The organism is Acidovorax sp. (assembly GCF_022763525.1).
GTDB lineage: Bacteria > Pseudomonadota > Gammaproteobacteria > Burkholderiales > Burkholderiaceae_C > Acidovorax.
In genome coordinates, this window is sequence record NZ_JALEGG010000172.1 from 1 (window position 1) to 17,161 (window position 17,161).

Genomic DNA, 17,161 nt, shown 5'->3' on the forward strand with positions numbered 1-17,161 from the left:
CGATACGGCCGTGTTCACATGATGGATGGCATCGCTCTGCTCGCTCAAGGCGGTGGAGATCTCGCCCAGCAGCGTGCTTACCTGGCCCACGGCGGCAACGATCTCCTGCATGGTCTGGCCGGCCTGGCCGACTTGCCCGGCACCGCTTTCCACCTGCTCGACCGACTCGCTGATCAGTGCCTTGATCTCTCGCGCAGCCACTGCGCTGCGCTGGGCGAGGCTGCGCACCTCTCCGGCCACCACGGCAAATCCACGGCCCTGTTCGCCCGCGCGAGCGGCCTCGACGGCTGCGTTGAGCGCCAGGATATTGGTCTGGAAAGCAATGCCTTCGATGACCTGAATGATGTCCACGATCTTGCGCGAACTGCCACTGATGGCCTGCATGGTCTGGACCACACTGCCCACCACCGCCCCACCCCGCTCGGCAATGGCAGACGCCTGGACGGACAGCCCGCTGGCGGAATGCGCACGCTCGGCGTTCTGGCGCACAGTGGCGGTCAACTGCTCCATGCTGGCGGCGGTTTCCGTGAGCGAAGCCACCTGGTCTTCGGCACGGCGGGAGAGATCCTCGTTGTCTCGGTCGATGTCCACGGCCGAGGCGCTGATGGCGTCCGCATCCTGCTTGATGCGCGTGACCAGATCGGTCAGCGTGTCTTCCATCGTGCCCAGCGCATTCAGCAGCCGGCCGAAGTCGCCCTGCAGGTCCGATTCGAACTCCTGGCTCAGGTCACCCGAAGCCACGGTTTCTGCGATCAGGATGGCTTGCCGCAACGGTTCGACGATGCCCCGGCGCAGGCTGACCACCGCCACCACCGCCAATACAAACACCGCCGCGCTGCAACCAAGGGTCCACGCCCGGGCGCTTTGCAGCTGCGCCAGCGCCGCCTTCGGCTGTCCGGCTGCGCCGCCTTGCAGGGCCTGCTCGGCAGCACCCAGGCCCGACAACGCCATCACCGTCATCAGCAGCACCAGCAGGGCAATGCCCCCGAATGCGAGAGCCAGGCGTGTACCAATTTTCAGATTGCTCATCATGTTGTTATATGTCTCCGGGGCTGCTTGCCGGCCAGCACGATGCCGCCAGCCACAGGGCAGCCAGCAATGCTAGCAACGATTGCGCTCCAGTGCGCACGGTCCGTCTACGTACAACCCACAACCCCAGCCCTCGCAAGTACAGCGGGTTGGACAAGCGCCCCGGCGGCTCCCGGGACCGGTCTGAGACAATGCCGGGGTGGACATCTCCAACCTCATCCAAACCGTTCTGATCTACGCCCTGCCGGTGCTCTTCGCCATCACCGTGCACGAGGCAGCCCACGGCTACGCGGCCCGTCACTTTGGTGACAACACCGCGTACATGATGGGCCGCATCACCCTCAACCCCATCAAGCACATCGATCCTGTCGGCACCATCCTGATGCCGCTGCTGCTGTACTTCGCTACCTCGGGCGCTTTCCTGTTTGGCTACGCCAAGCCCGTGCCCGTCAATTTCAGCAACCTGCGCAATCCCAAGAAGCACATGGTCTGGGTGGCGCTGGCGGGCCCGGCGTCCAATTTCATCCAGGCCATCGGCTGGGCCGTGCTGCTGGTGGCACTGGTCGGCGCGGGAGTGGACGAGCGCTTCTTCATCGAAATGGCCCGGGCCGGCGTGCTCGTCAACTTGGTGATGTGGGCCTTCAACCTGTTTCCGCTGCCGCCGCTGGACGGCGGCCGCATCCTGGTGGGCCTCTTGCCCTGGCGGCAGGCCCACATGGTCTCGCGCATCGAGCCATGGGGCTTTTTCATCGTGATGGGCCTGGTGATCGCAGGAGTGGTCGGCACGCTGTGGCTGCGGCCGCTGATGTCGCTGGGCTACAGCGCCATCAACCTGCTGCTCACGCCGTTGACCGCGCTGATCCGCTGAACCTGGCTGAATTCCGCACCTTCTTTTGTTTTTCCGTACCTCCGCTGACATCGTTCCCATGAGCACCACGCGCTACCTCACCGGCATCACCACCACGGGCACGCCCCACCTGGGCAATTTCGTGGGGTCCATCCGTCCTTCCGTGGCCGCCAGCCTCACGCCCGGCGTGCAGAGCTTCTACTTTCTGGCCGACTACCACGCGCTCATCAAGTGCGAGGACCCGGTGCGCATCCAGCGCTCCACGCTGGAGATCGCGGCCAGTTGGCTCGCTGCGGGGCTCAATCCCGAGAAGGTCACGTTCTATCGCCAGTCCGACATCCCCGAGATTCCTGAACTGACCTGGCTGCTGACCTGCGTGACGGGCAAAGGCGTGCTCAACCGCGCACACGCCTACAAGGCCAGCGTGGACAAGAACACCGCCGCCGGACGCGAGCAGGACGACGGCGTCACGGCCGGCCTGTTCATGTACCCCGTGCTGATGGGCGCGGACATCCTGATGTTCAAAGCCCACAAGGTGCCCGTGGGCCGCGACCAGATCCAGCACATCGAGATGGCGCGCGATATGGCCGCGAGCTTCAATCACCTGTATGGCGAGCACTTCGTGCTGCCCGAGGCGGCCATTGACGACCATGTGGCCACCCTGCCCGGCCTGGACGGGCGCAAGATGAGCAAGAGCTACGACAACACGATCCCGCTGTTCAGCTCACGCGAGCAGCTCAAGAAGCTCATCGGTTCCATCCTCACCGACTCGCGCGCGCCGGGCGAAGCCAAGGAGGTCGAAGGCTCCGCGCTGTTCCAGATTTACCAGGCGTTTGCTACGCCACAAGAGACCGAGGCCCTGCGCAAGGCCTATGCGGACGGCATTGCCTGGGGGGATGCCAAGCAGATCCTGTTCGAGCGCGTGGACCAGGTGATCGCTCCCATGCGTGCGCGCTATGAAGAACTCATCCACAACCCCGCCCGCATCGAGCAGACCCTGCTGGCCGGTGCGGAGCGCGCCCGCGCGCTGGCCACGCCGTTCATCCGCGAATTGCGCGCTGCCGTGGGCCTGCGCAGCCTGGCCCAGGCCCCATCCGCGGCCAAGCCGGTGAAGTCCGCCAAGACCGCCCTGCCTTCGTTCAAGCAGTACCGTGAAGCCGATGGCAAGTTCTACTTCAAGCTGGTGGACGCCGAAGGCCGCCTGTTGCTGCAGAGCGCCGCGTTCGACGCGCCCAAGGACGCCGGGCAGGCCATCGCCCAGTTGCAAAAAGACCCGGATGCCCTGCAGGCGCTGCAAGCGCGCCTGGTCCCGGTAGCGGGTGTCAGCCTGAGCGACGCGGCGGCTGCGCTGCATGCACTGGCGCAGGCGGCCGCCGCGTAATCCGGGCTGCACCGGGAGGGAGACGGGCGTCGCCTGTCCTTTGGGCCAAAGCTATCAATTTGATAGCTTCTCGCGCTTATCCATCCAGCGCGGAAGGCCAAAACGGCTCAAAACTGCTGTGAACTCTCCTTGAGTTGCCTGCTGCGCGGCCGCAGGTCTTGCGCCTTGCGCCTACTCCGCTGCGGTGGGCGTGTGCGTAAACTGGCCTTTCCTTCCCGGAGGTTCCCATGAAATTGCCAGCCGCCACCCTGTGCATCCCTGCGGTCCTTGCCCTGCTGGCGGGATGCAACAGCGCCACCATGCACCCCTCGCATCCCCACCATCCTTCCGGCCCCATGGCATCGGGCCGCGATCGCACGTTCAGCGTGCCCGTCTATGGCACGGACATCTCGCCCGCCTACGCCGCCGCCACCCGCGAATGCCAGCCTCTGGCCCTGTTTCCCAAGCTGCTGCGCAACGACGGCCATCGGCTGATCTTCGAGTGCGTGAGCGAGGCTCCCGATCGCCAGCCGTGATGGCCGGGGTTTCCGCGCCCCCTCGCGCTGCCGTGGGCGTGGTCATCGGGGTGCTTGCAGCCGCGTGGGCGGCTACCGGGGCCTGTGCCGGCCCCGCCGCTCGCGCTCCTTCCGGCAGCGCCACGGTCCAGCCTGCCACGTGGACCAACAGTCTGGGCATGGTGTTCCAGCGGATTCCGCCGGGCCGCTTCACCATGGGCGGCACGGAAGCCCCCGAAGCCTTGGCACGGGCGTTCCCCGCGCTGGAGCCCCGACGCTTTCACGAACTTGCCGATGAAAACCCGGCCCACACCGTGCGCATCCAGCGGGCGTTCTACCTGGGCCGGCACGAAGTCACCGTCGGGCAGTTCCGGCGGTTTCTTGAAGCCTCCGGCTACCAGCCGGAATCCGAAGCCGACGGAACCGGCGGCTACGGGTACAACCCCGCTTACGACCCCGCCACCACGCAGCGGGGCGATGCCTTTGAGGGGCGCGACCCGCGCTATTCGTGGTGCAACCCTGGCTTTGCCCAGAGCGACGACCATCCGGTCGTCAATGTGACCTGGAACGACGCCCAGGCCCTGGCCCGTTGGCTGAGCCGCACCGAGGGACACCATTACCGCCTGCCCACCGAGGCCGAGTGGGAATACGCCTGCCGCGCCGGCACGCGCACGCGCTACCCGCACGGCGACGATCCGCGAGGCCTGCTGAAGACGGCCAATACCTTTGACCAGGAAGCGGCCGCCTTCTGGCCTCGCTGGCAACAACACGCGCTGCCCGGCAGCGATGGCCATGCCTTCACAGCGCCCGTGGGCAGCCATGCGCCCAATGCCTTCGGACTGCACGACATGCTGGGCAACGCGTGGGAGTGGGTGTCGGACTGGCACGGCGACACCTACTACGCGCATTCGCCTTCCAGCGATCCGCAAGGCCCCGCCGACGGCAGCGTGCGCGTGCGACGCGGGGGCTCCTGGCACACCTGGGCGTTCTACGCGCGCTGTGGCTATCGCAACTGGAACACGCCGCAGACGCGCTACACGCTGGTCGGCATGCGGCTGGTGCGGGAAATTTCCCCGGCGCGCTGACGCCCCTCGCCCTGGGACGCTCCCGAAGCGTCAACAAATGTCAAACGGCGACCGCCGGGCCGCTGGGCCACGCGCTGGGCGCCACATATCGCGAATAATCCGCAATTGCATCTTCAAGGGAGATAAAAAATGCGCATTGCCGCGTTGGATGACGACGCGCTTCAGCTGGACTTGATCAAGCAGGCGACCGAGGCGATGGGCCACATCTGCCACACCCATGCCAGTGGTGCGGAGCTGCTCAAGGAGATGCGCCGTGAAACCTTTGACCTCCTGATCGTGGACTGGCACCTGCCAGACACGACGGGGCCGGAAGTCGTGCGCTGGGTGCGTCAGAACGTGGGCGAGCGCTTGCCTATCCTGTTCGTCACGCACCGGCAGGAAGAGCGCGACATCATGGAGGGCCTGGGCAGCGGCGCGGATGATTTCATGGTCAAGCCCGTGCGCATTGGCGAGCTCAGCGCCCGTGTCACCGCACTGCTGCGCCGCGCCTACCCTGCCAATACCGCTGGCGTGATGGAGTTCGGGCGCTACCGGTTTCTGTCCGAGACCCGGTCCATTGAAATCGACGGCGTGCCCGTAGAGCTCAAGAACCGCGAGTACGATCTCGCCCTTTTCCTGTTTCAAAACATGGGCCGCCTGCTTTCGCGCGATCACCTCAAGGAGATCGTATGGGGCCAGGTGGCGGATGTGATGTCGCGCTCGCTGGACACCCATATTTCGCGCCTGCGCACGCTGCTGGACCTGCGGCCCGGCAATGGTTTCATCCTCTCGGCGGTCTACGGCGTGGGCTACCGCTTTGAGGCCGTCGCGGCCCAGCGACGCGCCTGAGCCCCTTCCGGAGCCCTTTCGCACGGCGGCGTCGCTGCCGCCCCATCCCTCTTGCCTCATCGCTCATGGCGTTCTGGAGATTTGACTTGGCAATGACGAAAAACGGCACTTGCACCACCCGCAGGCTCCGCGGGGCCTTGCACACCGCCGCGGCACTGGCCCTGGGACTGCTTGGCAGCTTTGAGGGAGCGCACGCGCAAGGCCAGCCGCCCGGCCAATTGCAGGACGACGAGATCGCCCACACGGTGCAGGACGGGGACACGCTGGAGGCGCTGGCCCGGGAGTATCTGGCCGCACCGCAGCAGTGGCCGCTGCTGCAGGCCCGCAACAAGGTGCCCGATCCGCGGCGGCTGAAGCCGGGTTCGGTGCTGTGGATTCCGGTGCGACTGCAGCCCGCCGAACCGGCCACCGTGGAGTTCGTGCATGGTGCCGTGACCGCGCAGGCGACGCCCACCCAGCCTCCGGCGCCGCTCAGCGCGGGCAGCAAGCTCGAAGAAGGTACAGCCGTGCATGTGGGGCCGGAGGCGTTTGTCGCCGTCAAGCTGGCCGATGGCACGGTGGTGCGGGTACAGGCGGGCTCCGAGCTGAACCTGCGGCAGTTGCGCCGACGGGGGCGCGCCGGCAGTCTGCAGTCGGTGCTGGAAATGCGCAGCGGCACGGTGGAATCCACGGTTCCACCCAACGCCGAAGCGTTTCGCCGCTTCGAGCTTCGCACGCCTCAGGCCGTGACCAGCGTGCGCGGCACCCGGTTTGACGTGTCGATGGGTGAATCCGGCCAGACCACCGCGTCGGTGCTCAGCGGTTCGGTGGCGGTGCAGTCCCGCCCCGGCGTAGCCACAGCCAGCCACACCGCCGCTGCGGAGGGCCGCTCGTCATTGCTGGCGCCCGGCCAGGGCGTGGCCGTGGCGCCCGACGGAACGCTGGGCGAACCCCGCCCCTTGTTGCCCGCCCCCGACACCTCAGGCATCCCTGCCATGCTCAGCGATGCGGGCATCCTTGCCATCGACATGCCGCCCCTGGCAGGCGCAGCGCGCTACGCGGCGCAGGTGGCCCTGGACCCCGAGTTCACGCGGGTCTTGCGCTCAGGGAGTTTTTCCGGCGGCCAGTTGCGCTGGAAGGCGCTCGACGACGGGCGCTACTACCTGTCCGTGCGCGGCCTGGACGATGCGGGCATCCCCGGCCTTCCAGCGGTACGGGCCTTGCAAATCAAGACACGTCCGGTTGCCCCCTTGTACCAGCAGCCAGCCCCCGGCGCGGTCGTGGCCACCTCGGCAGGCGAGTTGCGCTGCACCCAGGTGCCGGGCGTAGCGTGGTACCGCTTGCAGGTGGCACGCGATGCGCAGTTCGCGCAGCCCGTGCTGGACGTTCCACGGCTCACCGAATGCAGGCTGCCGCTGAGCACCCTGCCGCCCGGAAACTACTTCTGGCGTGCGGCAAGCCTGTTGCGGCTGCCGCATGCAGCTGCCAACAAGCAGCCCGGCCAGGAGGAGCAGGCCGACCAGGGGCCGTTTGCCCCGCCGCAGCCCTTCACCGTGGCTGACCGCCCCGCCGCCCTTGCTGCGCAATCGCTGCAAACGCAAGATGGCGACGCCACCGTGCGACTGCATTGGCCTGCGCAGGGGGGCCAGCGCTTCCGCCTGCAACTGGCAGCGGTGGCCGACGTCGGATTCGACAACGTGATGCAGGACACGCTGCTCGACGAGCCGGCATGGACGGCCAGCGGCTTGGCTCCCGGTGCGTATCTGGTGCGCATCCAGGTGCTGGACCCTACGGGGTTGGAAAGCGACTTTTCGCCCCCCCGTCAGATCGAGGTCGGGTCAGGAATCCGCACGGGCTCGGGCCTGCCGGTTTCCACGTCCAGCGGGCGTCCCTTGGAGCGGCCTTGACCATTGAAAAAGCCTTTCACTCCAGCTGGCAGCCGGCCCGCTCGCTGCACAGCCCCGCGCCGTGAACCGGACCGCCCAGAAAGCTGACGCGGTGAATTCTGCGGGCAGCTCGCGAGCCCAGCGGCGGCGCCTGGAATGGTGCCTGCTGTCCACCGCCCTGCTCGTGCTGGTGGCCGGGCTCTGCACCACCACCAGCCTGGACCGCATCAACTACCTGGTGCAAGACGCAGGGCTGCGCCTGCTGTCGCGTCCGGCACACCCGGACATCGCCATCGTGGCCATTGACGACCGCAGCATTGCTGCGATCGGCCGCTGGCCCTGGCGTCGGGCCCTGCACGCGGAACTGATCTCTCGGGTCTCGGCCCAGCAGCCGCGCGCGATCGCGATGGACGTCCTCTTCAATGACGAGGACCTGGACTACCCCGCCGATGACGTCCTGTTGGCCGAAGCCATGCGCCGAAGCGCCCACGTGGTCCTGCCCGTGCTGCGGCGCGGCCATGGCCCGGCCGCGGATGCGGCGGATCTCCCCGCCCCCGTGTTCGCCGGAGCATTCGCCGGGCTGGGGCATGTGCATGTGGCCCCCGACCGTGATGGCGTGGTGCGCGGCCTGTACCTTCATGAAGGGCCCGCCAGCGCGCCTTGGCCGCACATCAGCCTCGCACTGGCATGCACCGGCGCCGCAGAGCCGCGGCAATGCGCGTCGACACCGCAAGCCCTGGCGGCTGCGGCACTCCTGCGCAACGGCGGGTGGACGCGGGCTGGCCGCACGCCGATCGCCTACGCAGGCGGGCCAGGCCACTTTGCCACGTACTCCTATATCGACGTGCTGCGCGGCCAAGTGCCCGCAGACGCTTTCCGTGGCAAGTATGTGCTGGTAGGCGCCGCAGCCTCGGGCCTGGGCGACATGTTCGCCACGCCGGTAGGGCCGAAACCCAGGCTCATGCCCGGCGTGGAGGTGATCGCCCACGCACTGGACGCCCAGCTGTCAGGCACACGCCTGGCGCCCGCCCCCCCCTCGCTCAACATGGGCTTCAACCTGGCCCCCGTGGTGGGCGCACTGCTGGCACTGCTGCTGGCCGGCCCGTTCATGGCATTGCTGACCACCGGGGCTCTGGGGGTTGCCACGGTGCTGCTCAGTATGGCCTTGCCCGCGTGGCTGGGCCTGCAATTCGCACCGGCTGCGGCCCTGATCGGGCTTGCGCTGGCGTACCCGCTCTGGAGCTGGCGCCGGCTGAGCGCGGCCGCGCATTTCCTGCGCCTGGAGATGGAGCGGCTGCAACGCGACGGGCTTCCCCTGCGGCCCCAGCGCCAGACGGGCGACGGAGGCGACTTTCTGGAAAAGCGCATCAACGCCGTCGAGCATGCCTCGCGCCATCTGCGGGACCTGCACCACTTCGTGAGCGAGAGCCTGCAGCAGTTGCCCTCTCCCACCATGGTGTGCGACCGGGAGGGCCGGATTCTGCTGGCCAATCTCGCGGCCCGCCGCCACGTCGGCGGCGAAGCCGCAGCGCCGCTTCAAGGGCAGTGCGTCGTGGAGCTCCTGCGCGATCTGGTGCATGCCGAAACAGGCCAGCCCCTGCTGACCCGCGAGCAATTTCTGCGCGCATCGATGCCCGAGCAAAACGAAGGCCGCGACGCCCAGGGCCGCAACCTGCTGGTGCAGTGCAAACCTTTCACCAACCTCGGCCCTGCCGGATGGCTGCTGACCCTGGTGGACCTGAGCGAGATCCGGCACGCGCAAAGGCAGCGCGACCAGGCGGTGAACTTCATCTCGCACGACATCCGTGCGCCCAATGCCTCCATCCTGACGCTGCTGGAAATGCAGCGCGCCTACCCCGGCCGGATGCCTGAGGAGGAATTGATGTCGCGCATTGAACGTTATGCCCGCACCTCGCTGGGCATGGCGGAAAACTTCGTCAGGCTCGCTGGCGCCCAATCGGCGGAGTACCACATGGCACCGCTCGACCTGGTCGCCCTTCTGGGGGAAACCGTGGACGATGCGTGGACGCTGGCCCAGGAAGCGAACACGGAGCTCACCATCACGGCCGCCCCGGAGGCCGCCCCCACAGTGGGCGATCGCGCGTTGCTGGCTCGCGCCATCGCCAACGTGATCCACAACGCCATCAAGTTCAGCCCCCCGCAGAGCGTTGTCGAGTGCGCCATCGCACAGCGCGGGCACCAGTGGGTCATCTCCGTGCGCGACGAAGGTCCGGGCATTGCTCCAGAACAACAACGCCGCCTGTTCGAGCCCTTCCAGCGCCTGCACGAGCGCAGCCATCCTTCCATCGACGGGATCGGCCTGGGGCTGGCGCTGGTGCACACCGTGGTCCAGCGGCACGGCGGGGCGCTTGAGGTGGAGAGCGAGGCGGGGCGCGGTGCGGAATTCAGGCTGGTGCTGCCGACGGCTGGCATGTAGCGGCAGCCGTGCCGGCCACTGCCGGGCTAACCCTACCGCCCCCACAGGTCTGAAAAGGGACTTTTCGGTTGCAAGGAGATACATTTATCCCCTTGCGAATCCTCTTGCCCGGTGATGCCATGACCACGTTGCCCACCTCCCTTTTCTATGTTCCTGTCTATCCCACCCATGGCGACGATGCACTCGCCGAGAAAGGCACGGAGGACCCCAATGCGGGCCAGGGGATCTCCGGCGGGGGCAACGGTATAGGTACCAGCGTCTCCGGGTCCTACCTCTTCAATTCCTCCACCGAAATTGGTGACACATCCGTTGAAGGGCTGTCGGTACGCAACCTGACTTCGCTGGGGACATGGATGGGTGCCCCGGCAGGTATCAAATGGGGGTCAGGCCCCGTGGGCACGGGCGCCACGCTAACCTACAGCTTCTATGTCGCGGGGGTGTCGCAATACCAGGAAGCCGAGGGGCAGTCCCCGGCCTTTTCGTTCACCCCTCAACAACAAAGCGCCGCCCAAATGGGCATGCAGAGTTTTGCCAACGTGGCCAACATTACCTTCACACAGGTTACGGACACAGCAAACTCGGCGGGAGACATCCGGTGGGGAAACTCCACCGTGCCCGGTACCGCGCTCGCGTACTTCCCCGGCAATTCAGGAAGCAGCGGAAACGTCTGGTTCGGCACGCAGTATTCGGACTATGCGTTCCCTGCATTGGGGAATTATGGCTACCACACCTTCATTCACGAGCTAGGCCACGCCCTGGGCCTCGCCCATCCGCACAGCTCGACCACGAACCTGCCTGTCCCAGGCCATGATCGACTGCAATATTCCATCATGAGCTACCGGGGTTACACGGGCCAGCCGCTGGGTAGCGGCTACAACCTGGACTACTTTCCGACCACCCCGATGATTGACGACATCGCGGCGTTGCAGGCCATGTATGGCGCGAACATGAGCTACAACGCCACCAACACCGTCTACTCGTGGGCGCCGGGCGCCAAGATCTTCGAGACCATTTGGGATGCGGGCGGGATCGACCTGATTGATGCATCCAACCAGACGCAAGGGGCGATCATCAATCTCCAGCCCGGAACGCTGTCATCGGTGGGCGCTTCCATCTGGAACGGCAGCACCAACATGCGTGACACCCTGGGCATTGCCTACGGCGCCATCATCGAGAACGCCACGGGCTCGACCTTTGCCGACATCATCTCGGGCAACTCGGTGGCCAACCATCTCATCGGCGGGGGCGGCAACGACACTTTGCGCGGGCTCGACGGCAATGACACGCTGGTGGGCGGCACGGGCAACGATTCGCTGGAGGGCGGCACGGGCGACGACACCTATGAAGTGGACGCCGCCAGTGACCTGATCGTGGAAGCTTCGAACGCCGGCACCGACGAGGTTCGGATCAACCTCAGCACCGGCACCTACACGCTGGGTAACAACGTCGAAAACGCCGTCCTGCTGCCCGGCGCCGCCGCGGGCCTCACCGGCAACGCGCTGGCCAACCACCTCACCGGCAATGCACTGTCCAATACGCTCAACGGCGGTGCAGGCATCGACACGCTCGAAGGCGCTGCAGGCGACGACACCTATGAGGTGGACGTGGCTGGCGACGTGATCGTCGAAGCTTTGGGCGAAGGCACAGATCTGGTGCGGGTGAACCTCGCCTCGGGCACCTACACCCTCGACGACCATGTCGAGAACGCCACCGTCATCTCCATCGCGGCCGTCGGCATCACGGGCAATGGCCTGGACAACCTGCTCACCGGCAATGCGGCGGCCAACACCCTCACCGGGGCCGCTGGCAACGATACCCTGAACGGAGCAGCCGGCGGCGACCGTCTGGTGGGCGGCCTGGGGGACGACAAGTACCTGGTGAACATGGCCAGCGATGTGATCGTGGAAGCCATTGGCGAGGGCACGGACAGCGTGGAGGTGACTTTCACCGCCGCAGGCACCTATGCACTGTCGGCCAGCGTGGAGAACGCCACCATCACCAACGCGCTGAACGTGAACCTGACGGGCAGTGTGGACGCCAACGTGCTCACCGGCGGCGCGGGCGCCAACCTGCTCAGCGGCGTGGGAGGCAACGACACGCTCATCGGCGGGCTGGGCAAGGACACGCTGGACGGTGGCACGGGCGATGACACAGCCGTCCTGCAGGGCAACCGCAGCGACTACACCGTCACCCGCACGGCCACGGAGGTAGTGCTCACCCGCTCGGGCCAGGTGGTTGCCCTGCGCGGCATTGAGCAGATCGTGTTTGACGATACGAGCCTGTTGATGACCGACCTTTTGAGCGGTTTGCCGAGCGCCTTTGCCGACACGATAGTAGGCACAGCGGGTGATGACTCCATCGATGGCCTGGCAGGTAACGACAGCCTCAGCGGCCTGCAAGGCAATGACACGCTGATCGGAGGCACGGGTATCGACACCTTGACCGGCGGCGCAGACAACGACACCTACCACGTGGACGTGGCGGGCGACGTGATCGTCGAAGCATTCGGCGAAGGCACGGACTTCGTGCAGGTGGGCCTCGGCTCAGGCACCTACCTTCTCAGCGGCAACATCGAGAACGCCACCGTCACCTCCGTCGCGGCCGTCGGCATCACGGGCAATGGCCTGGACAACCTGCTCACCGGCAACGCGGCGGCCAACACCCTCACCGGGGACGCTGGCAACGATACCCTGAACGGCGCCGCCGGCGGCGACCGTCTGGTCGGCGGCCTGGGCGACGACAAGTATCTGGTCGACATGGCCAGCGACGTGATCGTGGAAGCCATTGGCGAGGGCACGGACAGTGTGGAGGTGACTTTCACCGCCGCAGGTACCTATGCACTGTCGGCCAGCGTGGAGAACGCCACCATCACGAACGCGCTGAACGTGAACCTCACAGGCAGTGTGGACGCCAACGTGCTCACCGGCGGCGCGGGCGCCAACCTGCTCAGCGGCGCGGGAGGCAACGACACGCTCATCGGTGGGCCAGGCAACGACACGCTGGATGGCGGAGCGGACACGGACACTGTGGTGCTGGACGGTAACTTTGCCGAATACGCCATCACCCGGCCCACCGCCACGGATGTTCAACTGGTTCGGGGGGGAAACACCACCATCGTGCGGAACGTCGAGAATTTTCAGTTTGGCGATGGAACACGCACGCTGGCGGACATTCAGGGCAACACGGGCGGGCCCCTCAACGATTCGCTGGTCGGCAATGCGTATGCCAACACGCTCGACGGCGGCGCCGGCAACGATACCGTGAGCGGACTGGCCGGCAACGACACCCTGCTGGGCGGACTGGGCGACGACTCCCTGATGGGGGGCGAAGGTGACGACAGCCTGGTGGGCGGCGCCGGCAACGATACCTACGAGGTGGACACCGAGAACGACTTGGTCGTGGAAGCCCTCAACGGCGGAACGGACACGGTCCGCATCGCTCTCGGTGCAGGCACCTACACACTGGCTGCCAATGTAGAAAACGCCACCACCATCTCCTTGGCGGCCGTGGGCATCACCGGCAATGCACTGAACAACGTGCTGACCGGCAATGGCGAAGCCAACGCGCTGAGCGGCGCCGTGGGCAACGACACCTTGAACGGCGGCGCAGGCAATGACACCCTGGACGGCGGCTCTGGCACCGACCGCCTGGTGGGCGGCCTGGGCGACGACACCTATGTGGTGGACGTGGCCACCGACGTGGTGTCCGAGAACGCAGGCGAAGGCACCGATGAAGTCCAGCTGAACCTGGCGGTGGCCGGCACCTACACCCTGGGCCTGAACGTGGAAAACGGCGTCATCACCACCGCCAACACAGCACTCAAGATCAACCTCACGGGCAACGGCGGCAACAACGTCCTCACAGGCAACGGCGGTGACAACCTGCTCAGCGGCGGCGCAGGCGACGACACGCTGGTTGGCGGACTGGGCAACGACACGCTGGACGGTGGCACCGGAGTGGCAGACCGGGCCGTCTTCAGCGGCAACTATGCTGACTACACGGTGGCGCGCATCTCGGCCGCCGACACCCGGTTGACGCACATCGGCACGGGCCAGGTCACGATCGTGCGGAACGTGGACGTCTTCGAATTCAGCGGCGGCACCACCATGACAGCGGCCGAAGTCGTTGCCAACACCGCCGGCATCGGCAACGACACCCTCAGCGGCACGGCGCAGGCGGACCTGATCGATGGCCTGGCCGGCAACGACTCCTTGTCGGGGCTGGCGGGCAACGACACGCTCAAGGGCGGACTGGGCGACGATACCCTGGTGGGTGGTGAAGGCGACGATAGCTTGGAGGGCGGCGCCGGCAATGACACCTACGAGGTGGACTCCAACGCCGACCTGGTGGTCGAAGCACTGAGCGCGGGCACAGACCTGGTGCGCGTGGCACTCACGTCAGGCAGTTACACGCTGGGCGTCAACGTGGAAAACGCCACCATCACCTCCTCCGCGGCCGTCGGCCTCAACGGAAACGCCCTCGGCAACGTGCTGACCGGCAACGACGAAGCCAATGCGCTGAGCGGCGCCGTGGGCAATGACACCTTGAATGGCGGCGCAGGCAATGACACGCTTGACGGCGGCGCAGGCACCGACCGTCTGATGGGCGGGCTGGGCGATGACACCTACATGGTGGATGCGGGGACTGACGTGATTGCCGAGCTGGCAGGCCAGGGCACAGACACTGTGCAGGTGGGCTTCACGCTGGCGGGTACCTTCACCCTGGCCCTGAACGTGGAGAACGCCCTGGTCACCAATGCACTGAATGTGAATCTGACGGGCAACCCCGACGGCAATGTGCTTACCGGCGGTGCGGGCGCCAATTTGCTTAATGGCGCGGGGGGCAATGACACGCTCATCGGCGGGCTGGGCAAGGACACGCTCACCGGCGGCACGGGCTCTGACCGGTTCGAGTTCTCTACGGCGCCCAGCGTCGGCAACGTGGACACCATCACCGACTTTGTGTCTGGCGTGGACGTGATCGCACTCTCCGCCGACATCTTTACCGGCCTGGGTGTGGCGGGCAACACCGTTGGTTTGAGCGCTAACCTCACCTACAACAGCACCACCGGCGTTCTGGCCTATGACGCCGATGGCGCCGGAGCCGGGGCTCCCATGCAGATCGCTCTATTGGGCGCCAGCACGCACCCCGCCACGTTGGGCAGCGATTTCCTGCTGATCTGAACCTTTTCCCCGACCCGCGAGCGCTGAAGTCCTTCACGGGCTGGAGGGCGCGCGGGCCACGCGATCACCATTCCCTCCTTACCGCTGCAGGCCCAAGGCCGCTGAGCACCTGCGCAGCCAGTCACACCCACGGATTCAGCGAAGCCGCACTACCTGAAACCCAACGGCTTTTTGTGCTGCACATCACGCTGGCGGGTCTGAAAAGCGCCCTGCTCCTCAGCTCCGGGCGCCTGGGAGGCTGTTGCCGCAGCGCAACAAAACCGCCGCAGCCGGAATGCCGATTGGCTCAGCGCAGCCGTGCACCTGCAAAGCAGCCCGGCACACAGCAAGCGCTTTGTTGACGCACAGCAACGCTCGTCGCAAAATTCAGCTACCAAAGTTTCAATTATTTACATACTGCATTGCAGCGGCCTGACGGCCATCTCCCGGAGGCCCGCTCAGTGGCGTTCTCCGCCAGCGATTTTCTCTCATGACGCAAAACCTTCCTCTCAACCCGGCTCTGCTGCGGGATCACCAGCCCCCTGGCTTGCGGGCGGAGGGGGAGGCTAAGGCCGGCATAAACCCCGCCGGGCGACCACAGAGAGAACGGAACCGCCCCTATGTACCTGTGCGGTGGAAATTCGCGTTTGCATTGCTCGCCGGCTTCGCCTGGATGGGATTTTCGATTTACGCCGCCGACGCGTGGATACACGATCTGGCGAAAGTGACCGGCGCAGTGATTGCCTACCTCGTGATCTATGGCATTGCAGTGGTGCCTGGCTTCATGAATGCCTTCCTGGTAGTCAGTCTGCTGCTCGACCGCCGGCCGGCGGCGCGCGAGTCGAGCGGCCGCCTCCCGGGGATTTCCATCCTGGTGGCGGCATACAACGAGGAGGCCAACATCGTCTCCACAATCGAGAGCATTGCCCGCCAGCAGTACGAGGGGCCGCTGCAAGTGCTGGTGATCAACGACGGCTCGACAGACTCCACGGCCGAGAAGCTCGCCGGACTCAGCTATCCCTGGCTGCAGGTGCTCAATCTGGAGCGCAACGCCGGCAAGGCCAATGCGCTCAATGCCGGGCTGGCGCTGGTGCGCCACCACCTGACTATCACCGTGGACGGAGACTCCTATCTCTACCGCAATGCGCTGCGCAACCTTGTGCGCCGTTACATGAGCGATCCCCCCACCACCCGGGCCGTGGCGGGCGCAGTCCTGGTGCGCAATTCGCGCAAGAACATGGTCACTGCCATTCAGGAATGGGACTACTTTCACGGGATCGCCGCCATCAAGCGGCTGCAAAGCCTCTACCAGGGCACGCTGGTGGCACAAGGCGCGTTTTCCATTTATGACACGGCCGTGCTGCGCGAACTCGGCGGCTGGTCGCACACGGTGGGCGAAGACATCGTGCTGACCTGGGCCATCCTGGAAAAGGGGCACCGTGTCGGCTTTGCCGAGAACGCATGTCTCTTTACCAACGCACCCGATACCTGGTTGCAATTCATCCGCCAGCGCCAGCGTTGGTCCCGCGGACTCATCGAAGCATTCAAGTCACACTGGCGGCTACTGTTCAAAGCGCGCATGACCACCTTGTTCATTTGGTGGAATCTGCTGTTTCCCTACATGGATCTGGTCTACACCTTTGCCTTTGTGCCGGGCCTGGTCCTGGCGCTGTTCGGCGTGTACTGGATCGCGGGCCCCATGACACTGCTGGTGCTGCCACTGGCCATGCTGGTCAACTACCTGATGTTCACCGTACAGGCGAAAATGTTCACCGAACAAGGCCTCAAGGTGCGCCGCAACGTGGTGGGCTTCATCTTTTACGCCTTGTTCTACAGCGTGGTCCTTCAGCCGGCATGCGTGCTCGGATACATCAAGGAAGTGATCAGCCGCTCAAAAAACTGGGGTACGAAATGATGGGGCGTCTTTTGGGCGCGCTGGTGGCGCTCTGCGCCTGCGGCGCGCAGGCACAACAGTCTGTGTCCGGTGGCTTCTTTGCCAGCCAGGACTCGGACGATTTCCGGGAAAGCAAGCA

Annotated in this window: 10 protein-coding genes; 9 read left to right on the top strand and 1 reads right to left on the bottom strand. The window is 65.8% G+C overall.

The features are described 5' to 3' along the window. The coding region (locus MRY84_RS13340) for a methyl-accepting chemotaxis protein (RefSeq protein ID WP_291506200.1) at window positions 1–1,032 on the bottom strand (1,032 nt) is incomplete at its 3' end. 196 nt (window positions 1,033–1,228) lie between these two features. On the opposite strand from MRY84_RS13340, the gene MRY84_RS13345 reads away from it, so the two are divergent. The 9 genes from MRY84_RS13345 to MRY84_RS13385 all read left to right on the top strand — a co-directional run bounded on the left by MRY84_RS13345 (window position 1,229) and on the right by MRY84_RS13385 (window position 17,043). Then, complete coding sequence (locus MRY84_RS13345; protein ID WP_291506201.1) at window positions 1,229–1,897, top strand: site-2 protease family protein; 669 nt, start codon at window positions 1,229–1,231, stop codon at window positions 1,895–1,897. A gap of 58 nt (window positions 1,898–1,955) precedes the next feature. Continuing rightward, the gene (locus tag MRY84_RS13350) at window positions 1,956–3,257 is read left to right on the top strand and encodes a tryptophan--tRNA ligase (RefSeq protein ID WP_291506202.1); all 1,302 of its coding nucleotides are present in this window, start codon (window positions 1,956–1,958) and stop codon (window positions 3,255–3,257) included. Window positions 3,258–3,484: 227 nt separating this feature from the next. Beyond that, window positions 3,485–3,772, top strand: coding sequence for a hypothetical protein (locus tag MRY84_RS13355; RefSeq protein WP_291506203.1), 288 nt, complete (start codon window positions 3,485–3,487; stop codon window positions 3,770–3,772). Beyond that, complete coding sequence (locus MRY84_RS13360; RefSeq protein ID WP_291506204.1) at window positions 3,772–4,836, top strand: formylglycine-generating enzyme family protein; 1,065 nt, start codon at window positions 3,772–3,774, stop codon at window positions 4,834–4,836. Before MRY84_RS13355 ends, MRY84_RS13360 begins: the two co-directional genes overlap by 1 nt. Before the next feature lie 129 nt (window positions 4,837–4,965). After that, entirely contained in the window at window positions 4,966–5,664 is a 699-nt protein-coding gene (locus tag MRY84_RS13365; protein WP_291506205.1) for a response regulator transcription factor, read from the top strand. 92 nt (window positions 5,665–5,756) lie between these two features. Continuing rightward, on the top strand, window positions 5,757–7,550 hold the full coding sequence (locus tag MRY84_RS13370; protein WP_291506209.1) for a FecR domain-containing protein: 1,794 nt from the start codon (window positions 5,757–5,759) through the stop codon (window positions 7,548–7,550). 61 nt (window positions 7,551–7,611) lie between these two features. Continuing rightward, window positions 7,612–9,966, top strand: a complete 2,355-nt coding sequence (locus MRY84_RS13375) for a CHASE2 domain-containing protein (protein ID WP_291506206.1) — start codon at window positions 7,612–7,614, stop codon at window positions 9,964–9,966. 119 nt (window positions 9,967–10,085) lie between these two features. Next, window positions 10,086–15,149 carry a M10 family metallopeptidase C-terminal domain-containing protein gene (locus MRY84_RS13380; protein WP_291506207.1) on the top strand — a complete coding sequence of 1,688 codons (5,064 nt, stop codon included), beginning with the start codon at window positions 10,086–10,088 and terminating at the stop codon, window positions 15,147–15,149. 652 nt (window positions 15,150–15,801) lie between these two features. After that, window positions 15,802–17,043, top strand: coding sequence for a glycosyltransferase (locus MRY84_RS13385; RefSeq protein ID WP_291506208.1), 1,242 nt, complete (start codon window positions 15,802–15,804; stop codon window positions 17,041–17,043). Window positions 17,044–17,161: the final 118 nt, after the last annotated feature.